The organism is Bacillus sp. AK25 (assembly GCF_048270685.1).
GTDB lineage: Bacteria > Bacillota > Bacilli > Bacillales > Bacillaceae > Bacillus > Bacillus altitudinis.
The window spans coordinates 2,540,411-2,560,461 of record NZ_JBLUWC010000001.1 but is presented as its reverse complement, the minus strand read 5'-3'; the positions used below and the strand labels follow the sequence as shown (position 1 = coordinate 2,560,461).

Here is a 20,051-nt window from a genome sequence, read left to right as displayed (position 1 = left end):
AAAACAAGCGAGAGGAGCTTTTCAAACATGTCACAAAATAAAAAAGTCGTATTAGCATATTCCGGAGGTCTTGATACCTCTGTTGCAGTTAAATGGTTACAGGAGCAAGGTTACGAAGTTGTTGCTTGCTGCCTGGACGTAGGTGAAGGAAAAGATTTAGCATTCGTTCAGCAAAAAGCACTTCAAGTCGGAGCTGTTCAATCTTACATGATCGACGCAAAAGAAGAGTTTGCTGAAGAATTTGCACTTGCTGCACTGCAAGCACACACGATGTATGAAGGGAAATACCCACTCGTGTCTGCACTATCTCGTCCGCTCATTGCCAAAAAATTAGTGGAAGTCGCAGAGAAAGAAAATGCCGTAGCTGTTGCACACGGATGTACAGGTAAAGGAAACGACCAAGTTCGTTTTGAAGTATCAATCAAAGCATTGAATCCAGACCTAGAAGTTCTTGCACCAGTGCGTGAATGGAAATGGTCTCGTGATGAAGAAATCGACTATGCACAAAAGCACGGTATTCCAATTCCGATTAACTTAGACAGCCCATATTCAATTGACCAAAACCTTTGGGGCAGAAGTAACGAATGTGGTATTTTAGAAGATCCTTGGGCAGCGCCGCCAGAAGGTGCTTATGATCTGACAAATCCACTTGAAAAAACACCTGACACACCTGAAATCATTGAAATCACGTTTGAAAAAGGAAAACCAACAGCCATTGACGGAATCCAGTATTCATTATCTGATCTCATCCTTCATTTAAATGAAGTTGCTGGCCAGCATGGTGTAGGCAGAATCGATCATGTTGAAAACCGTCTTGTTGGAATCAAATCTCGTGAAGTGTATGAGTGCCCAGGTGCAGTTACCCTATTAAAAGCACACAAAGAACTTGAAGACTTAACGCTTGTTAAAGAAGTAGCACACTTTAAGCCAATCGTTGAACAAAAAATGGCTGAATTAATATACAACGGCTTATGGTTCTCACCACTTAAATCAGCACTAGATGCATTCTTACAAGAAACGCAAAAGAACGTAACAGGTGTTGTACGTGTGAAACTATTTAAAGGCCATGCCATTGTAGAAGGACGTAAATCACCATATTCACTTTATGATGAAAATCTAGCAACTTACACAAAAGCAGATGAATTCGATCATGATGCAGCTGTAGGATTTATTAACCTTTGGGGTTTACCAACAAAAGTAAACAGCATCGTGAACAAAAAGGAGCAGGTTAAAGCATGAAAAAGCTTTGGGGAGGCCGATTTCAAAAAACACCAGAAAAATGGGTCGATGAGTTTGGTGCATCCATTCATTTCGACAAACAATTAGTCAAAGAAGATCTGACCGGCTCCCTTGCCCATGCAAGTATGCTGAATAAATGCGGTATCATCGGTGATGAGGAGGCCGCTGCAATCAAAGACGGACTGAATACGCTCATGAAAAAGGCAGAGGCGGATGAACTCGATTTCTCAGTAGATTATGAGGACATTCATTTAAACCTTGAAAAAATGCTCATTGATGAGATTGGTCCGCTTGGCGGCAAATTGCACACAGCGAGAAGCCGGAATGATCAGGTCGCAACCGATATGCATTTATATTTGAATAACCAAGTAGAGCATATCATTGAGCTGATCTCTTCTTTTCAAACAGTGCTTGTAGAAAAAGCTGAACAGCACGTTGAAACAATTTTTCCAGGATATACGCACTTACAGCGTGCACAGCCTATCTCCTTCGCTCATCATATGCTCGCCTACTTTTGGATGCTTGAGCGGGACAAAGCGCGTTTTCAAGATTCATTGAAGCGGATTAATGTGTCACCACTTGGATGCGGGGCGTTAGCAGGAACGACATTCCCAATTGATCGTGAATATACAGCAGAGCTTCTTGGCTTTGACCATATTTACGAGAACAGCCTTGATGGCGTGAGTGATCGTGATTTCATTTTAGAGTTCTTGTCCAATAGCAGCCTTGTGATGATGCACCTCTCACGTCTTTGTGAAGAAATCATTTTATGGTGTTCTCAAGAATTCAAATTCATTGAGCTCGATGACACGTACGCAACAGGCAGCAGCATGATGCCGCAAAAGAAAAACCCAGATATGGCTGAATTGATCCGCGGAAAAACAGGGCGAGTATATGGCAACCTGATGGGGCTGCTCACCATTATGAAAGGCTTGCCGCTTACGTATAACAAAGACTTGCAAGAAGATAAAGAAGGCATGTTTGATACGGTGAAAACGATCGCTGGCAGCCTGCAAATCTTCACAGGCATGATTCAAACAATGACAGTGAACGAAGATGTCATGAAAAAAGCAACAAAAGAAGATTTTTCAAATGCGACCGAAGTGGCAGACTACCTTGCGAAAAAAGGTATGCCATTCCGTGAAGCACACGAAATCGTTGGGAAGCTTGTGTATACATGCATTCAAAAAGGCATCTATTTAAGTGACCTTCCATTTGAAACATTTACAGAAGCAAGCGGCCTCTTTGAACAAGACATTTACACTGTTCTTGATCCGTATGTTGCTGTTGAAAAAAGAACAAGTGCAGGTGGAACTGGATTTAAACAAATTCAGCTCGCTTTAGAAAAAGCAAAAGCCTGCCTAGCATAATTCGCCAAAACCATTCGTTTATACGGATGGTTTTTTTCATGGGAAAAAGGAGATTGATCTTCACTGGAGAAAATGAAAGCATACCAGTGTCAAGCTGAATAAGGAGTGACAACAGTTCATGAAGAAAACGCTTCAGGCTTTGTTTGATCAGCCTATCGTATCAGTGAAAACGTTAGGAGAACCATACGACGGCAGGGCTAATGATGTGTGGCTGATTTCCTTACAAGACCAAACGGAGTATGTAGTGAAATCTCCAAAAACTGCAAGAGAAGAAAGTGAATTTGTGTATGGGATCAACATGATTTATGGAGTAGATGCCCGTACTGTACAAGAGCATCTTGATGAAATCAATAAAAAGCTGGCTCATACGAATTCCTTTCATATTCCGAAAGTTGTTCGTAAAGTGAAGAAGGCGGGGAAACACTTTTATGTCATGGAAAAAGTAGAAGGAATCCCTTTAACATCTTTTGAGGGCCGTTCAGCACAATTCTATAGGGATTACGGGAGGAAACTAGCGCATCTTCATTCATATCAAACAAACTTTTTCGGAGCAGTATACGGGGGAGAAAAGAGACATTTGAGAGAATTCCATGCGCTGTTAAAAAAGGCAGTCTCCAAGCTCATCAGCCGCTATTACGCTGATCAGCCTGAATATCAGAATTATGCAGAAAAGGTGCAGCAAAAGCTTGAAACGCTAAGTCCTCCTGATGCAGCCAGTCTCATTTTAATTGATTTAGACCCATCGCAATATATTGAAGACGATGATCAAGTAACGAGTCTAGTTGATACGGAATATGTCTTATTTGGACCAGCTGCGTTTGATTTGATTGCACTCGAATACCTTTTGACGAAAGAAGCTGCACAAGCGGTTCAATTAGGATATGAAGAGATTTGTCCGCTTCCTCGCCAGCTTCATGAGGTGAGAGAATGCTATCGGTTTGTTTCGCTGCTTCTCGATATCCATGGTTCATGGGATATGAAAAAGTGGATGAATCACCCTATACGGTTTTCCCCTCATTGTTAAAGGGTTCAAAAGTGCGAAGGGAGCCGGTTTATAGTAAAGTAAAGATAACAAAAGAAACACATGAACTTGCAACCTTTGCTTTAGGAGGAGATTGTGTGCGACACGCATTAATAACAGCGGGTTCTAAAGGACTTGGCAGGAAAGTCACCGAGTCTTTACTGAATATGGGGTATTCTGTGACAGTGAATTATCGAAGTGATGATGAAGCTGTCCGGCAGATGAAAGAAGAACTGCAAGAATACGAAGAAAAGCTTCAATTTGTCCAAGGCGATGTAACAAACAAAGAAGATTTAAAAAACATGGTCGAGCTGGCATCAGAGCGATTTGGGCGGATTGATGCCTTGATCAATAATGCTGGACCTTATATTTTTGAACGAAAAAAACTCGCGGATTACTCTGAAGACGAATGGTATCAAATGATGGAAGGCAACCTATCCGCAGTGTTCCATTTGTTCCGAATGGTGATCCCTATGATGAGAAAACAAGGCTTTGGCCGGATTATCACATATGGCTTCCAAGGAGCAGACCATGCGCCAGGCTGGATGCACAGATCGGCCTTCGGAGCGGCAAAAGTGGGCCTTGCGTCATTGACGAAAACCATTGCGATTGAAGAAGCCGAAAACGGCATTACCGCTAATATGGTGTGTCCAGGCAAAATCGTTGGAGACATGAAAGAATCGACGATAGAGGAAGCACGTCAGATAAAAGACGATGAAACACCGATTGGTCGGTCTGGGACAGGTGAGGATATCGGTCGTATCATTTCATTTCTATGTGATGACCGTTCAGACCTCATTACAGGAACCGTCATTGAAGCAACAGGTGGTCTTAATGTAATTCATAGGCACTAAGTTTTTCAGCTTTTTATAGAGGGAATAGACAAAATGAGATCAAATTCGAAAGGTGGATATATTTACATGAAAGCTACATATCATGGACATTCAGTCGTACACATTGAAACAAACGGATACCATATTTGGATTGATCCATTTTTAAATGGAAATAAGCACACGGAAATCAAACCACAAGATGTCAAAGCCGATGTCATTTTGCTCACGCACGGGCATGGAGATCACGTCGGAGACACGCTTGAAATCGCTAAAAACAATGACGCACTCGTGATTGCGCCATTCGAACTTGCCACTTATTTAGGCTGGCAAGGGGTGAAAACACACCCGCTTTCTATTGGTGGCGGACGTGAATTTGAATTTGGTAAAGTCAAGCTGACGCAAGCGTTCCATGGCTCAGCGGTCATTGATGAAGAATCCAAAACGATTACGTATACAGGGATGCCATCCGGTATTTTATTTACTGCTGAAGGCAAAACAATTTATCATGCTGGAGACACGGCTCTCTTCTCGGATATGAAACTCATTGGGGAGCTGAATCATATTGAGCTCGCCTTCCTGCCAATAGGAGATAACTTCACAATGGGACCAGACGATGCGAGAATCGCAGCAGAGTGGCTTCGTGCGAAACAAGTCGTACCGATTCATTACAGTACATTCCCGCCGATTGAACAAGATCCTCATGCGTTTGCAGACAGCTTGCATGGCGGCGTGGGTCACGTATTAAACAGCGGAGAATCCATCGATATATAATCATGATAAACAAAAGCCGGCACCCTACCGGCTTTTTTATTTGCCTGTATCGTGCTCGTGTAAAAGACAAATTGCTATTAAAAGCCTCCTGCCTTTATAATGAAATATAGATGAAAACGCTGAAAACAAAAAGGGTGAACGGGATTGGCGACAAAGCATGAGCAAATTTTATCGTATATTGATTCATTGGATGTCGGAGAGAAAATTTCTGTCCGGCGTATAGCGAAAGAAATGAAAGTCAGTGAGGGCACGGCTTACCGGGCTATTAAGGATGCTGAAAATAAAGGGTTCGTGAGCACCATTGAACGAGTCGGTACCATTCGAATTGAACAGAAGAAAAAAGAAAATATTGAAAAGCTGACATATGCGGAAGTAGTCAATGTCATTGATGGTCAGGTGCTTGGCGGACGAGCCGGCTTACATAAAACGTTAAATAAATTTGTCATCGGTGCAATGGAACTGGATGCGATGATGCGATACACAGCAGCAGGCAACCTGTTGATCGTCGGAAACCGAATCAATGCTCACCGGCAAGCATTAGAGGCGGGAGCGGCTGTGCTGGTCACGGGCGGATTCTCAACAGATGATGAAATTATTCAGCTCGCAGATGAGCTTGAGCTGCCCATTTTATCAACAAGCTACGATACATTTACCGTAGCGGCTCTCATTAACCGGGCCATTTATGACCAGTTGATTAAAAAAGAAATTGTGCTTGTGGAGGATATTTTAACGCCGATAGAACGGACCGTCTATTTATCGCCAGAAGACAAACTTGAGAAATGGTATGAAAAGAATTATGAAACAGGGCACGGCCGGTTCCCAGTAGCAGACGATCAAATGAAAATTCACGGCATTTTGACCTCAAAGGATATTGCAGGCCATGACCGTTCTACACCGATTGAAAAGGTGATGACAAAAAATCCACTGACCGTTATTGGCAAAACATCTGTCGCTTCAGCTGCACAAATGATGGTGTGGGAAGGTATTGAGGTACTGCCAGTTGTAAATGATCATGCGAAGCTGATTGGGATGATTAGCCGTCAGGACGTGCTGAAGGCGCTGCAAATGATTCAAAAGCAGCCGCAAGTCGGTGAAAAGCTGGATGATGTCGTGTCTAGAGGATTTAAGGAAGCCGATACAGAAAAACCAAAAACAGATGCGGTGTACCAATATGAAGTCTCACCACAAATGACAAATCAACTCGGCAATATTTCGTACGGTGTGTTTACACAAATTTTAATCGAATCAGCCAACCGCTTCTTAAAGTCTCATAAAAAAGGCGAACTAATTGTAGAAAGTCTTTCTGTCTATTTCTTAAAACCGGTTCAAATGGAATCCACGATACAGATCAAACCGAATATTTTAGAAGTTGGGCGCAAGTTTGGAAAGCTGGAAGTGGAAGTTTACCACCAGTCAAATATTGTAGGAAAAGCGATGCTGATGGTGCAGCTGATGGAGAGAGGATAAATGGCAAAAAAGGGCGGCATGAATGCGCCCTTTCAGCGTGTAGCCAAACCCTCGCATTCGCCCGCAGTCCTGCGTGCTGGTGCTCACGAATGTCAAATTCGCTCCGCGCCAGTACTCGTCCTTCCTAGTCTGCTAAGGTTTTCTATCACGCTGAAAAGAAGAAAAAGGGCTAAAATCAAGTTCATTTTAGCCCTTTCTCTATTATGCGTGGTCTTTTTCGCCTTCCTTTAAAAAGAGCGGAAGATAGTGCTTATAGGCTTTATATCCGGCCCATGTACTGCCGATACCAACTGCAACAAAAACAAACCCAATGACAAATGCCAGTGACGAGCGGTTTAAAAATAATTGATTCACACCGAAGAGCAGGACAAAGCAGCCAAGTGCCATACTTGATTTAGCAGACCAGAATTTCTTTTCGACCGGCCGGTTCGTACGGACATTCTTTGCTTTGTAGTATAAATAAAACATGGCAGAACAAATAATAAACACAATCAAAACAAGCATGTGCCAAGCCTCCATTGTAAGTGGTTACAACCCTATTTTAAACGTAAATAGGCTTGCTTACTAGAATAAATTGTCTATTCCTCACTTTTCTGTCTGGGTAGATTATGATTTAATAATAAAAAGAGTATCGCATAAGAAGGAGTATTTATGAAAAAAGAACTGATTAGAACCATATCATTATATGACACCATCATCATTCATAGACATGTAAGACCTGATCCAGACGCATATGGATCACAGTGCGGCCTTACGGAAATCTTGCGTGCCACCTATCCAGAAAAAAATATTTATGCGACAGGAACCCCTGAGCCATCCCTTTCATTTTTATATGAATTAGATGAGGTGCCAGATGAAGTGTACAAAGGTGCCCTTGTCATTGTCTGTGACACTGCGAATCAAGCAAGAATTGATGATCAGCGCTATTCAATGGGCGATAAGCTGATGAAAATTGATCATCATCCGAATGAAGATCCGTATGGTGATTTGCTTTGGGTTGATACAGAAGCAAGCTCTGTTAGTGAAATGATTTATGAGCTGTATTTAGAGGGGAAAGAAGAAGGATATCAGCTGAATACAAAGGCGGCAGAACTCATTTATGCCGGCATTGTAGGAGACACAGGCCGTTTCCTTTTCCCAAACACAACGAAAAAGACACTCAAATATGCGGGTGAACTCATCGAATATCCGTTTTCATCATCAGACCTTTTCAATCAATTGTATGAGACAGATTTGAATGTCGTGAAATTAAATGGCTATATTTTTCAACATATCTCTTTATCAGAGAATGGCGTAGCTTCTGTTTTTATTAAACGTGACATTTTGGAGTCGTTCCAAACAACAGCGCAGCAAGCCTCACAGCTTGTTGGGACACTTGGAAATATTGCAGGGATTAAGGCATGGGTCTTTTTTGTGGAAGAGAACGATCAGATTCGTGTGAGATTCCGCTCAAAAGGCGTCGTCATTAACACCATTGCTAAAAAATATCATGGCGGAGGTCACCCGCTTGCAGCCGGTGCGTCCATATATGATTGGGCAGTTGCAGATGAGATTTTGCGTGATTTAGAAGAAGTATGTAAATCATCATCGTGAGAGAGGGGCTTCAAGTCCCCCTCTCTTTTTTGAGCTTTGAGAAAAGGGTTACTTGGATACAGGGATAAACCAGCAGCCGATGTCAGTTGAATCTTCATAGGCTTGGAGATTTTGATGCTTTAATTCTTTTTTAATTAAATGGGCCATCATTTCTGTCTCAGCATAAGCACACATGCCGTCTTTAATCCGGCTTGCTTTGTCTCGTGCCATTTGACGATAGCTGTAAACCTCCATTGTTCTCACCTCTTTCTTATAATCATCTCGTTCTTCTTTTAGTGTATAAAAATAACAAGTGAAAAGCGATCATTGAGTGCTGAAATTCATAAAAATTCCACATCATCTATTATTCAGCGAAGGAAATACGCACTTCAAGCGAAAGCTTTGTATAGATGGTCAGTTCGGTGACTTTGGCGCGGTATGCCTTTTCTCTAATCGTATATTCTTTATTTTCCACGGTCCGTTTTAAGAGCTCTTTTGTTTTATAGACACTTTCAATATCCTTTGTGATCACCTCTGAGATATCCTCTTTCACCTGATCTTCAAATTTCAAGGTATCTGGCTCCGGGATTTTGTACTGCTCACGGTTGACGAGGTGAACGTCTACGCTCTGAATAAGCAGACGCTGCTTATTGTCTTCATTTAATTTATGCAAATCTTCCCGATAGAGTGTGATTTGTTCTTTCAGACTGTCCATATGGTGCTGCTGGCTTCTGAGCAGTGTCACCTGCTTCTCCTGAAAGGTGCCATACGTAAAGAGAAAAATCAGCCAGCTGATAATTGCGCCGAACATCATCCCAGCAAAAAAACGCTGCCAGCCTGGACGTTTATACAGCTCAGGCACCCTCATGATGATACATGCTCCTGAGTGAGCCACGTAATCAGGAGATACCCCGTTTGCGCACCGCCCATAGCAGAGATAATGAGCAAGATCTGCTTGAAAATATCACGTGTGTTCCCTTCGAAAATCCCTCTTTCAAAACTATAGACCGCATCAAAAGTTCCACCGATTGCCGCAACAAGTGCCCAAATTTTTAAGCGGTTGGCAAGACTTGAAATAATTGATAGCGGTGGCTGACCAGATAAATAGGCACCTACCCCGCCTATAATGGCACCGCCCAAAATAACCCCTAGTGCGATAAAATAACAGCTAATAAAGTTTGGAATAAAGGCTTCCTTCACATCCATTTTTCCCACCTCACTCTATTCAATATATGGCGAATGCTGGACAAGTATGAACGAGCGGAAAAGAAAGAACATTTGTTTCTCACCGCATCGCGATTTATAATGAAAGAATGAATTTAGACGAAAGGAGTGGATTAAGCATGTCCTATGTTCATCTTCAGGTCCACAGTGGATACAGCTTATTGAGCAGTGCAGCGAAGGTCAAGGAGCTCGTATTAAAGGCGAAAGAACTTGGCTATCAAGCGCTTGCTCTTACCGATGACCATGTGATGTATGGAACGGTTGAATTTTATAAGGAATGTAAAACACATGGCATCAAGCCGATTATCGGTTTAACAGCTTCTGTCTTCATAGATGAACAAGAGACAGAGGCTTATCCTTTGATCCTCCTTGCCAAAAACAATGAAGGCTATCAAAACTTGATCAAAATTAGCAGTGTCTTGAAATCAAAGTCAAAAACCGGCCTGAAAGAGAAATGGCTGAAAGCCTATCATCATGGCCTTATTGCCATCACACCAGGCGTATCCGGCTATATTGAAACGCTGCTGCAACATGATCAGCTAGATGAAGCAAGGGATGCGGCTAGCCATTTAAAAGATCTTTTTGGTGAGGAACATGTGTATTTAGCCGTTCAGCCGTTTCAGCAGGACGAAGAGCTGTCTCATAAGCTCAGGGAACTCTCAAAAAGGGCGAACATCCCGCTTGTGGCAACAGGTGACGTCCACTATATCCATCAAGAGGACAAAACCGCATATACATGTTTAAAAGCCATTAAAGCAGGCCAGCAGTTATCAGAAATAGAGGAAGACCAAGCAGACAAGCATTTCAGATCGATCGAAGAAATGATGAAGTGGTATGGTGATGATCCAGAATTGCTGGCAAGAACGGTTGAGATTGCAAACCGCTGCGAGGTCGATTTAAATCTTGGTCAGACGAAACTGCCAACTTATCCGACGCCTGATCAATCAACAGCTGATCAGTTTTTACGAAGAGTGTGCCAAGAAGGCATGAAACGAAGACAGGTTGCTTCAAATGACACATATATCAAAAGGCTTGAGTATGAGCTGAGCATCATTCAAAAAATGAATTTCAGTGATTATTTCCTCATTGTGTGGGATTTTATGAAGTATGCTCATGATCATGGTATTGTCACAGGTCCTGGCCGGGGATCAGCAGCAGGCTCTTTAGTTGCGTATGTTCTGTTTATTACAGATGTCGATCCGATCCGTCACGGGCTTTTATTTGAGCGTTTTTTAAATCCTGAACGAATCAGCATGCCAGATATAGATATCGATTTTCCTGACACGAGAAGAGATGAAATCATTTCATATGTAAAAGACAAATATGGCGATATGCATGTGGCGCAAATTGTCACGTTTGGAACACTTGCCGCAAAGGCTGCTTTAAGAGATGTCGGACGTGTAATGGGAATTGATTCAAAAGCAGCAGACCGGCTTGCAAAGCTCATCCCATCAAAGCCAGGGACGACACTGAAAGAAGCGGTGACAGTCTCCTCAGAATTAAAAACACTGCTCCAGCAATCTGAAGAGCTGCAAAGAGTGTTTCAAACCGCTTTAAAGGTAGAAGGATTACCAAGACATACGTCAACACATGCAGCCGGCGTTGTCCTAAGTGAGGAGCCGCTCACACAAGTCGTGCCTATTCAAGAAGGCCATGATGGAGTGTATTTGACGCAATATGCGATGAATTATTTAGAAGATCTCGGTCTTTTGAAAATGGATTTTTTAGGTTTGAGAAACTTAACATTAATTGAATCCATTAAAAACCAGATTGAAAGACAGGAAAACGTCCACATTAACTTTAGTGACATTTCATATGAAGATCAGAAAACGTTTGATTTGTTATCAGCGGGAGATACAACGGGGATTTTTCAGCTGGAGTCACAAGGTATGCGTCAGGTGCTGAGACGACTGAAACCTTCTAGTCTAGAAGATATCGTGGCTGTCAATGCCTTATACCGCCCGGGTCCGATGGAGAATATCCCGCTCTTTATCGACCGAAAGCATAGCAGAGTGAAAGTCTCCTACCCGCATCCAGATTTGTATGACATCTTAAAGGATACATATGGGGTCATCGTCTATCAGGAGCAAATCATGCTGATTGCAGCAAAGATGGCAGGCTTTAAGCTGGGCGAAGCCGATCTACTAAGAAGAGCCGTTTCAAAGAAGGATAAAAAGGTGCTTGATGAAGAGCGAAGCCATTTTGTTGAAGGATGCCTAAAAAAGGAGTATCCTGTTAACATTGCAAATGACGTTTATGACCTAATCGTCAAATTTGCAAACTATGGTTTTAATAGAAGCCATGCTGTTGCATATAGCATGATCGGCTTTCAGCTTGCTTATTTAAAAGCGCATTATCCGTTATATTTTATGTGCGGTCTTTTAACGAGTGTGATTGGAAATGAAGACAAAGTGGCTCAATATTTCTATGAGGCAAAGGAAAAAGGGATATCTGTGTTGAAGCCTTCTATTAATAAGAGCGAATTTCCATTCACGGTTGAAAAAGGGGAGATCCGCTACAGCTTAAGAGCGATCAAAAATGTCGGAGTGTCAGCTGTAAAGGATATATACAGAGCAAGACAGGAAAAGCCATTTGAAGATTTATTTGATTTTTGCGCAAGGGTATCAACAAAGAGTGTCAACCGAAAAACGATTGAAGCCCTCATTTTCTCAGGGGCAATGGATGAGCTTCATCCAAATCGTGCTTCGTTATTAGCATCGATAGATATTGCGTTAGACCATGTGTCATTTTTAACACCTGAGGATCAGCTGGACTTTCTTGGGGATACAACGTTCTCCATTAAGCCAAAATATGCAGAGATAGACGAACTGCCGCTTGTTGATCTCCTGCAATTTGAAAAAGAGGCACTCGGGTTATATTTATCAAATCACCCTGTACAAGCGTATCGAGATCGCTTAAGAGAGAATGGTGCGGTGGAAATCATCAGACTTTCTTCCTATATAAAGCGAAAGATCTCAATGGGTGGTCTTTTGACAAAGGTGAAATCGATTCGGACAAAAAATGGACAATCGATGGCATTTGTCACATTCGGGGATGAAACGGGAGAAATGGAAGGTGTCGTCTTTCCAGAGCAATTTAGAAAGCTGTCCCCCTTACTTGAGGAGGGCGCAATGCTTTATGTTGAAGGCAGAATAGATGTCAGAAATGAGAGCAGTCAAATCATCGTACAAGAAGCTGTTCTACTGGAAGAGATGGGCTCTAAAAGAAAAGAATCTGTCTACATTCGAGTCAAAGAAGAGAACCATACGCAGGAGATGCTAGAACAAGTGAAACGAGTGATCTCCATGCACAGCGGAGAAGCAGATGTCTATTTGCATTATGAAAAGCAAAAAAAGACGATGAGACTTCCAGATGCATACAAAGTTCATGCAGATCATGCGGTCATTTTCCAGTTAAAAGAGCTGCTAGGTGAACAAAACGTTGTGATTAAATGATGACAAATCGTCTGAATATGTTTTACAATTTCACCTATTGTGTTATCATTTTAAAGATTCTGTGTATTTAAACTGCCAAGTATGTGCTTATCAACTTAGCAATTCATTAAATCATTTTCCACTTGAAGGAGTGTTCATCACATGTCATTAAGAGAAGAAGCATTACATATGCACAAAGAGAATCAAGGCAAACTCGAATCAAAATCAAAGGTACAAGTGAAAAATGCGAAAGACTTGAGCTTGGCTTACTCACCAGGTGTGGCAGAGCCATGTAAAGATATTTATGACGATACAAGCAAAGTGTATGATTATACAATGAAAGGCAATATGGTTGCTGTTGTCACAGACGGAAGTGCTGTGTTAGGGCTTGGAAACATTGGGGCAGAAGCATCTCTTCCAGTAATGGAAGGAAAAGCTGTCTTATTCAAAAGCTTTGCAGGTGTTGATGCATTCCCAATCGCACTTGCAACAAACGATGTAGACAAAATCGTTGAAACAGTGAAGCTTCTTGAGCCGACATTTGGCGGCGTGAACCTTGAAGATATTGCAGCACCAAACTGCTTTATCATTGAAGAACGTTTGAAAAAAGAGACAAACATTCCTGTTTTCCACGATGATCAGCACGGGACAGCGATTGTAACAGTAGCAGGACTTGTGAATGCACTGAAGCTGTCTGGAAAATCAATGTCTTCAATTAAAGTGGTTGCTAACGGCGCTGGAGCAGCAGGAATTGCGATTATCAAACTTCTTTATCATTTCGGTGTACGTGATATCATCATGTGTGATACAAAAGGCGCTATTTATGAAGGCCGTCCGAATGGTATGAATGCAGTGAAAAATGAAGTAGCTAAATTCACGAACCAAGATCGTAAAGAAGGTTCTTTAGAAGAAGTGATTGAAGGCGCAGATGTCTTTATTGGCGTTTCAGTAGCAGGCGCTTTAACAAAAGAAATGGTTGGAAAAATGGCAAAAGATCCTGTCATCTTCGCAATGGCTAATCCAAACCCAGAGATCATGCCAGAAGATGCACATGCAGCAGGAGCAAGTGTTGTAGGAACTGGCCGTTCTGACTTCCCGAACCAAGTGAACAACGTCCTTGCATTCCCAGGAATTTTCCGCGGAGCGCTTGATGTACGTGCGACACACATTAACGAAGAAATGAAAATTGCAGCTGTTGAAGCGATTGCTTCCCTTGTATCAGATGAAGAATTGTCAGCGGAATACGTTATCCCTGCACCATTTGATGCACGAGTAGCGCCAGCGGTAGCCAAAGCAGTGGCAAAAGCAGCAATGGAAACGGGCGTTTCAAGAATAAAAGTAGACCCAGAAGCTGTTGCAGAAAAAACAAGAAAATTAACGATTATCGGCGAGTAATCGAATTGGAAAAGTGTGCACGTTCTTTCTGAATTTGGAGGAAGAACGTGCACCATTTCCTCTCTTACACGAAATTTTTTTCATCCTAAATGAGATTTTTTTTGTAGACGTTCACAATTCACATATACCAACTACTCAGCGCCCCAAACCTATACTCATTTCTCATCAATTCCCCACTGAAAAAATTGAATGAAGGATGACAGCGTTTGACAAAAAAAGTACAATAGTTTCGGTACAGTTATGACATGTCCTATAATAGTGGATGTGCGTGTAAAGAAAAAACCCTTCAAAAAGGGAGGTAGTCATTTGTCAATCAAGAATATTTTCAGTAAAAAGAAAAAATATGCATCTGTACCCTCTGAACAGGCAAGTCAAGATGTGCCTGAAGGCATTATGACCAAATGTCCGCAATGTAAAAAAATAATGCTCACCAAAGAACTAGATAAAAATTTACGTGTTTGCATGAATTGCGGCAGACATTTGCAAATGAATGCAAAACAACGTATTGAAAGCCTTGTAGACGAAGGCACATTTGAAGAATTTAACGGTCACCTCATTTCTGAGAACCCGCTCGGTTTCCCAGGCTACGAAGAAAAGCTTCAGAAAGACAGAGAAAAAACATCTTTGAATGAAGCCATCGTAACAGGAAAAGGTGAAATTAAAGGTCAAAGTGCTGTCATTGCTGTCATGGATGCCACGTTCCGTATGGGCAGCATGGGCTCAGTCGTTGGTGAAAAGATTACATTAGCTATTGAGAAAGCAAAAGCGGACAAGGTGCCATTTATCATCTTCACTGCATCTGGAGGAGCAAGAATGCAAGAGGGGATTCTTAGTCTAATGCAGATGGCAAAAACAAGTTCAGCATTAAAGCTGTTCAGCGAGGATCAAGGTCTGATTATCTCTGTGATGACCAATCCGACAACTGGCGGTGTATCAGCTAGTTTCGCGTCTCTCGGTGATTACAACTTTGCAGAGCCTGGTGCATTAATTGGTTTTGCTGGTCGCAGAATCATTGAACAAACCATTCGTGAAGACCTACCAGAGGACTTCCAAACGGCTGAATTTTTAATGAAGCATGGTCAGCTAGATGCTGTGATTCACCGTGCAGAAATGAAAGAAACATTAGGCCAAATCTTAGCATTACACAGCACAGGAGGTGAACGAGAGTGGCTGGAGAACTAGAATTTGAAAAACCTGTCATTGAACTTCGAGCGAAAATTGATGAATTGAAAAAGTTCACACAAAACTCAGAGATGGATTTAAGTGCGGAAATTGAGCGCCTTGAAACGCGTCTGAGTAAGCTTGAAACAGACATTTATACAAATTTAAAGCCGTGGGACAGAGTACAAATTGCTCGTCATGCGATGCGCCCAACAACTCTCGATTACATTCAAGAGCTGTTTGATCACTTTTTCGAATGTCACGGTGATCGTTTTTATGGCGACGATGAAGCCATCGTTGGAGGAATTGCCACGTTTAAAGGACTTCCTGTCACAGTCATTGGTCATCAGCGCGGAAAAGACACAAAAGAAAACTTGCGCCGTAATTTCGGGATGCCGCATCCAGAAGGTTACCGTAAAGCATTGCGCTTGATGAAACAAGCAGATAAATTTAATCGTCCAATCATTTGCTTTATTGATACAAAAGGAGCTTATCCTGGTAAAGCAGCTGAAGAACGCGGGCAAAGTGAAGCAATTGCGAAAAACCTTTTCGAAATGGCAGGACTTCGTGTACCGGTTGTCTGTATTGTCATTGGAGAAGGCGGAAGTGGCGGAGCACTAGGCTTAGGCGTAGGAAACCACCTATTTATGCTAGAGAACTCAACATATTCAGTGATTTCACCTGAAGGTGCAGCAGCACTGCTCTGGAAGGACTCATCACTTGCAAAAAAAGCTGCAGAATCAATGAAAATTACCGCTCCAGACCTAAAAGAATTAGATATTATAGATGATGTTATTAAAGAAGTGCAAGGTGGAGCACACCGAGACGTGAAACAACAAGCAGCCTACATTGAAAAAACATTAAAACAGTCACTTACATCTTTGCTCAAACAATCGCCTGAAGAATTAGTCGAACAAAGATATCAAAAATACAAAGCAATCGGCAAAGTATCGATTGAAAATCAATATATTGGGGTAAACTAAATAAACGTACAGCCTTTTGGCTGGCGTTTATTTTTTTCGTCTTTTTTCATCAAAACGATCTGATGTAAGCGCTATTTGAAAATAATTTTCTTTTGTTTTCATAAAATTTGAAACGTCTGAAAACGTTGATTTCACAAGGTTTAGAGCACTTGAATCAACTGTTTTTTGAACAAAGTGCTTTCATGACTTTCTTAACTTTTGTTTAAAAACATTTTATTTAATTGTATAATAAGTACGGTTTTAGAAATTCGTATTGAAAACATCCGGTTTTGCTCATGATTGTTTTCAAGCAGTGGAAATGGTATGTTTAATTCATATATGGTCTCTGAGGTGAAAAAGATGAAGCGTATAGGAGTTTTAACGAGCGGTGGGGATTCCCCAGGAATGAATGCAGCTGTGCGCGCAGTTGTAAGGAAAGCAATTTACCATAATGTAGAAGTTTACGGTATTTATAATGGATATTCAGGTCTAATTAACGGTAAAATTGAGAAACTCGAAATAGGTTCAGTAGGCGATATCATTCATCGCGGGGGAACAAAACTTTACACGGCAAGATGTCCTGAATTCAAGACAGTTGAAGGTCGTGAAAAAGGGATTGAGAACTTAAAAAAATTCGGTATTGAAGGACTTGTTGTCATCGGTGGAGATGGCTCATTCATGGGAGCGAAGAAATTAACAGAGCTCGGTTTTCCATGTGTAGGTGTCCCTGGCACGATTGACAATGACATTCCTGGTACTGATTTCACTATTGGCTTTGATACAGCACTAAATACAGTCATTGATGCCATTGATAAAATTCGTGATACAGCCACATCTCATGAACGTACATACGTAGTGGAAGTAATGGGAAGACATGCAGGGGATATTGCCCTTTGGTCAGGTCTTGCAGGCGGAGCTGAATCGATTTTGATTCCTGAAGCAGACTATGACATGGACGAAATTATTGCCAGATTGAGAAGAGGACATGAGCGCGGCAAGAAACACAGTATCATCATCGTCGCAGAAGGCGTAGGCAGCGGTGTCGAATTTGGTAAGAGAATTGAAGAGGAGACAAGCCTTGAAACGCGTGTATCTGTCTTAGGACATATTCAGCGTGGAGGTTCTCCAAGTGCGTTTGACCGAGTGCTCGCAAGTCGCTTAGGAGCGTATGCAGTAGAACTTCTTCTTGAAGGAAGAGGCGGACGCTGTGTAGGCATTCAAAGCAACGAACTCGTTCATCACGATATTTTAGACATCTTAGATAAAAAGCATACAGTCGATCAAAATATGTACCGACTTTCACAAGAGCTCTCTATATAAAACGAGAAGACCTTAGGAGGAACAGTAATGAGAAAGACAAAAATCGTTTGTACAATCGGTCCAGCAAGTGAAAGCATTGAAAAGCTGACTGAATTGATTGAAGCAGGAATGAATGTAGCCAGACTAAACTTCTCTCATGGAGATTTTGAAGAGCATGGTGCACGTATTGAAAACATTCGCAAAGCAGGTAAAACTTTAGGCAAGGACATTGCGATCCTTCTTGATACAAAAGGTCCAGAGATCCGTACACGTACAGTTGAAAACGGCTCAATTGAGTTAGTTGCTGGTGCTGATCTTATCGTGAGTATGGAAGACATTGTGGGAAACACTGAAAAAATCAGTGTGACGTACGAAGATTTAATTCATGATGTAGAAGTGGGCTCAACCATTTTATTAGATGATGGTCTGATTGGTCTAGAAGTAAAAGAATTAAATAAGGACCGAAAAGAAATCGTCACAAAAGTGATGAATACAGGTACACTGAAAAACAAAAAAGGTGTCAACGTACCAGGTGTGAGTGTGAACTTGCCGGGTATTACAGAAAAGGATGCCAATGATATTCTGTTTGGAATTGAACAAGGTGTCGATTTCATCGCAGCTTCTTTTGTAAGACGAGCTTCTGATGTTCTTGAGATTCGTGAGCTGCTTGAAAAGAACAACGCAGCTGACATTCAAATCATTCCGAAGATTGAAAACCAAGAGGGCGTTGATAACATCGATGAAATCCTTGAGGTATCAGATGGACTGATGGTCGCGCGTGGAGATCTTGGTGTAGAGATTCCGGCAGAAGAAGTACCACTTGTTCAAAAAATGCTAATCAAAAAATGCAACCGTTTAGGCAAGCCTGTCATCACAGCAACTCAAATGCTGGATAGCATGCAGCGTAACCCGCGTCCAACTCGTGCAGAAGCAAGTGATGTGGCAAATGCTATTTTTGATGGTACAGATGCGATCATGCTATCTGGTGAAACAGCAGCAGGAACATATCCAGTTGAAGCTGTGCAAACGATGCACAACATTGCCTCACGTTCAGAGGAAGCACTTAACTATAAAGCGATCCTTTCTCGCAGAAGCGAAGAAGTAGAAGTCAGCATTACAGATGCGATCGGTCAATCTGTTGCGCACACAGCTATGAAGCTTGATGTGGCGGCAATTGTGACACCTACTGAGAGCGGTCATACAGCGAGAATGATTTCAAAATATAGACCAAAAGCACCAATCGTAGCAGTCACAGCAAACGAATCAGTGGCAAGAAAACTTTCACTCGTATTCGGTGTATTTGCAAAGAGCGGTTCAAAAACGACATCTACTGATGAAATGCTTGAGAATGCAGTAGAAAAGTCAATTGAAACAGGCTATGTAAGACATGGTGATTTAATCGTGATTACAGCTGGTGTGCCAGTTGGTGAAACAGGTACAACCAACTTAATGAAAGTGTATGTTGTCGGTGACATCATTGCGAAGGGTCAAGGAATTGGCCGCAAATCTGCATTTGGACCGGTTGTTATTGCACAAAGCGGAAAAGAAGCAGAGGAAAAAATGTACGATGGTGCGATACTTGTCGCAAACTGCACAGATCGTGATATGATGGGTGCTTTAGAAAAAGCATCTGCCCTTATCACGGAAGAAGGCGGTTTAACAAGCCATGCAGCAGTCGTTGGGCTTAGCCTTGGCATTCCAGTGATTGTTGGCCTTGACAGTGCCACAACACTTCTAAAAGAAGGCGAAGAGATTACAGTAGATCCAGCACGCGGAGCGATCTACAAAGGCCGTGCAAGCGTCCTTTAAATCACACACGAGGGGAGTTATCTGACTCCTCTCTTTTTTTATGTTACACTAAAAAAAGTAAACAGCTTTCGATGAAAGAGACCCCATGAGGTGATATGGCTTGAAAAAATATTTTCTACTATTATTGATTCTGTTCCCAGCAGTTGAAATTAGTTTATTTTTAATCTCAAGTAACATCATTGGTATTTTACCAACGATGCTAGTCATTGTGCTGACAAGTGCACTAGGTGCTTACTTTGCAAGGAAACAAGGAATAGAAGCATTTCAGAAAGTGCAGCGAGATTTACAGTATGGCAAAATGCCAGGGGCCACCATTGTCGATGGATTCTGCATTCTGATTGGCGGGTTACTGCTGCTCATTCCTGGATTCCTTTCAGATCTGATTGGGGCTGTGCTGCTCATTCCCATGACAAGAAAACGAATCAAACCGCTCTTTGAGCGCTGGCTTAGAAATATGTCTAATCGCAAACGCTATACGATTATTCGCTAAAGAG

General features: G+C 41.9%; 18 protein-coding genes. 14 read left to right on the top strand and 4 right to left on the bottom strand.

Annotation, left to right across the window (positions count from 1 at the left end; genetic code table 11):
- Window positions 1-27: 27 nt before the first annotated feature.
- The 6 genes from ACNO7B_RS13250 (at window position 28) to ACNO7B_RS13225 (ending at window position 6,701) form a co-directional block, all read left to right on the top strand.
- Window positions 28-1,239: an argininosuccinate synthase gene (locus tag ACNO7B_RS13250; protein ID WP_008343148.1), complete on the top strand. Its 1,212-nt coding sequence runs from the start codon at window positions 28-30 to the stop codon at window positions 1,237-1,239.
- A complete protein-coding gene (gene argH, locus ACNO7B_RS13245; RefSeq protein ID WP_008343150.1) occupies window positions 1,236-2,609 on the top strand; it encodes an argininosuccinate lyase in 1,374 nt (457 codons plus the stop codon). The genes ACNO7B_RS13250 and argH overlap by 4 nt, the downstream gene beginning before the upstream one ends.
- A 118-nt stretch (window positions 2,610-2,727) precedes the next feature.
- Complete coding sequence (locus ACNO7B_RS13240) at window positions 2,728-3,633, top strand: phosphotransferase (protein WP_417901602.1); 906 nt, start codon at window positions 2,728-2,730, stop codon at window positions 3,631-3,633.
- Window positions 3,634-3,728: 95 nt separating this feature from the next.
- On the top strand, window positions 3,729-4,484 hold the full coding sequence (locus tag ACNO7B_RS13235; protein WP_417901601.1) for an SDR family oxidoreductase: 756 nt from the start codon (window positions 3,729-3,731) through the stop codon (window positions 4,482-4,484).
- Between the two features lie 66 nt (window positions 4,485-4,550).
- The gene (locus tag ACNO7B_RS13230) at window positions 4,551-5,234 is read left to right on the top strand and encodes a metal-dependent hydrolase (protein ID WP_417901600.1); all 684 of its coding nucleotides are present in this window, start codon (window positions 4,551-4,553) and stop codon (window positions 5,232-5,234) included.
- Between the two features lie 144 nt (window positions 5,235-5,378).
- Complete coding sequence (locus ACNO7B_RS13225) at window positions 5,379-6,701, top strand: CBS domain-containing protein (protein ID WP_007501721.1); 1,323 nt, start codon at window positions 5,379-5,381, stop codon at window positions 6,699-6,701.
- Window positions 6,702-6,902: 201 nt separating this feature from the next.
- Here ACNO7B_RS13225 and ACNO7B_RS13220 read toward each other — a convergent pair whose 3' ends face one another.
- On the bottom strand, window positions 6,903-7,205 hold the full coding sequence (locus ACNO7B_RS13220) for a YtpI family protein (RefSeq protein WP_008343164.1): 303 nt from the start codon (window positions 7,203-7,205) through the stop codon (window positions 6,903-6,905).
- A gap of 147 nt (window positions 7,206-7,352) precedes the next feature.
- On the opposite strand from ACNO7B_RS13220, the gene ACNO7B_RS13215 reads away from it, so the two are divergent.
- Window positions 7,353-8,294 carry a DHH family phosphoesterase gene (locus ACNO7B_RS13215; RefSeq protein WP_007501719.1) on the top strand — a complete coding sequence of 314 codons (942 nt, stop codon included), beginning with the start codon at window positions 7,353-7,355 and terminating at the stop codon, window positions 8,292-8,294.
- A gap of 48 nt (window positions 8,295-8,342) precedes the next feature.
- Here ACNO7B_RS13215 and ACNO7B_RS13210 read toward each other — a convergent pair whose 3' ends face one another.
- The 3 genes from ACNO7B_RS13210 to ACNO7B_RS13200 all read right to left on the bottom strand — a co-directional run bounded on the left by ACNO7B_RS13210 (window position 8,343) and on the right by ACNO7B_RS13200 (window position 9,479).
- Complete coding sequence (locus tag ACNO7B_RS13210; RefSeq protein ID WP_008346082.1) at window positions 8,343-8,528, bottom strand: hypothetical protein; 186 nt, start codon at window positions 8,526-8,528, stop codon at window positions 8,343-8,345.
- 109 nt (window positions 8,529-8,637) lie between these two features.
- Window positions 8,638-9,141 carry a sporulation membrane protein YtrI gene (gene ytrI / locus ACNO7B_RS13205; RefSeq protein WP_007501718.1) on the bottom strand — a complete coding sequence of 168 codons (504 nt, stop codon included), beginning with the start codon at window positions 9,139-9,141 and terminating at the stop codon, window positions 8,638-8,640.
- Complete coding sequence (locus tag ACNO7B_RS13200; protein WP_007501717.1) at window positions 9,138-9,479, bottom strand: YtrH family sporulation protein; 342 nt, start codon at window positions 9,477-9,479, stop codon at window positions 9,138-9,140. Before ACNO7B_RS13200 ends, ytrI begins: the two co-directional genes overlap by 4 nt.
- 137 nt (window positions 9,480-9,616) lie before the next feature.
- Between ACNO7B_RS13200 and dnaE the strand changes: the two genes are divergently transcribed.
- From dnaE to ACNO7B_RS13165, 7 genes are all read left to right on the top strand, one after another.
- A complete protein-coding gene (gene dnaE, locus ACNO7B_RS13195) occupies window positions 9,617-12,952 on the top strand; it encodes a DNA polymerase III subunit alpha (protein ID WP_417901599.1) in 3,336 nt (1,111 codons plus the stop codon).
- Window positions 12,953-13,093: 141 nt separating this feature from the next.
- Window positions 13,094-14,326, top strand: a complete 1,233-nt coding sequence (locus tag ACNO7B_RS13190) for an NAD(P)-dependent malic enzyme (protein WP_007501712.1) — start codon at window positions 13,094-13,096, stop codon at window positions 14,324-14,326.
- Between the two features lie 306 nt (window positions 14,327-14,632).
- Entirely contained in the window at window positions 14,633-15,508 is an 876-nt protein-coding gene (gene accD, locus ACNO7B_RS13185; RefSeq protein ID WP_008346077.1) for an acetyl-CoA carboxylase, carboxyltransferase subunit beta, read from the top strand.
- Window positions 15,493-16,470: an acetyl-CoA carboxylase carboxyl transferase subunit alpha gene (gene accA, locus ACNO7B_RS13180; protein WP_017358272.1), complete on the top strand. Its 978-nt coding sequence runs from the start codon at window positions 15,493-15,495 to the stop codon at window positions 16,468-16,470. The genes accD and accA overlap by 16 nt, the downstream gene beginning before the upstream one ends.
- A gap of 339 nt (window positions 16,471-16,809) precedes the next feature.
- Entirely contained in the window at window positions 16,810-17,769 is a 960-nt protein-coding gene (gene pfkA, locus ACNO7B_RS13175) for a 6-phosphofructokinase (RefSeq protein WP_017358271.1), read from the top strand.
- Window positions 17,770-17,796: 27 nt separating this feature from the next.
- Entirely contained in the window at window positions 17,797-19,557 is a 1,761-nt protein-coding gene (gene pyk / locus ACNO7B_RS13170) for a pyruvate kinase (protein ID WP_008346071.1), read from the top strand.
- Window positions 19,558-19,657: 100 nt separating this feature from the next.
- Complete coding sequence (locus tag ACNO7B_RS13165; protein WP_007501703.1) at window positions 19,658-20,047, top strand: FxsA family protein; 390 nt, start codon at window positions 19,658-19,660, stop codon at window positions 20,045-20,047.
- The last annotated feature ends 4 nt before the right edge of the window (window positions 20,048-20,051 follow it).

Excerpts from the sequence above, each read along its gene's own strand:
- argH (WP_008343150.1), top strand. The coding sequence starts at position 1,236 with ATGAAAAAGCTTTGGGGAGGCCGATTTCAAAAAACACCAGAAAAATGG.
- ACNO7B_RS13190 (WP_007501712.1), top strand. The coding sequence starts at position 13,094 with ATGTCATTAAGAGAAGAAGCATTACATATGCACAAAGAGAATCAAGGC.
- ACNO7B_RS13210 (WP_008346082.1), bottom strand. The coding sequence starts at position 8,528 with ATGGAGGTTTACAGCTATCGTCAAATGGCACGAGACAAAGCAAGCCGG.
- ACNO7B_RS13250 (WP_008343148.1), top strand. The coding sequence starts at position 28 with ATGTCACAAAATAAAAAAGTCGTATTAGCATATTCCGGAGGTCTTGAT.
- ytrI (WP_007501718.1), bottom strand. The coding sequence starts at position 9,141 with ATGAGGGTGCCTGAGCTGTATAAACGTCCAGGCTGGCAGCGTTTTTTT.
- ACNO7B_RS13215 (WP_007501719.1), top strand. The coding sequence starts at position 7,353 with ATGAAAAAAGAACTGATTAGAACCATATCATTATATGACACCATCATC.
- dnaE (WP_417901599.1), top strand. The coding sequence starts at position 9,617 with ATGTCCTATGTTCATCTTCAGGTCCACAGTGGATACAGCTTATTGAGC.
- pfkA (WP_017358271.1), top strand. The coding sequence starts at position 16,810 with ATGAAGCGTATAGGAGTTTTAACGAGCGGTGGGGATTCCCCAGGAATG.
- ACNO7B_RS13200 (WP_007501717.1), bottom strand. The coding sequence starts at position 9,479 with ATGGATGTGAAGGAAGCCTTTATTCCAAACTTTATTAGCTGTTATTTT.
- ACNO7B_RS13220 (WP_008343164.1), bottom strand. The coding sequence starts at position 7,205 with ATGCTTGTTTTGATTGTGTTTATTATTTGTTCTGCCATGTTTTATTTA.
- ACNO7B_RS13230 (WP_417901600.1), top strand. The coding sequence starts at position 4,551 with ATGAAAGCTACATATCATGGACATTCAGTCGTACACATTGAAACAAAC.
- ACNO7B_RS13240 (WP_417901602.1), top strand. The coding sequence starts at position 2,728 with ATGAAGAAAACGCTTCAGGCTTTGTTTGATCAGCCTATCGTATCAGTG.
- pyk (WP_008346071.1), top strand. The coding sequence starts at position 17,797 with ATGAGAAAGACAAAAATCGTTTGTACAATCGGTCCAGCAAGTGAAAGC.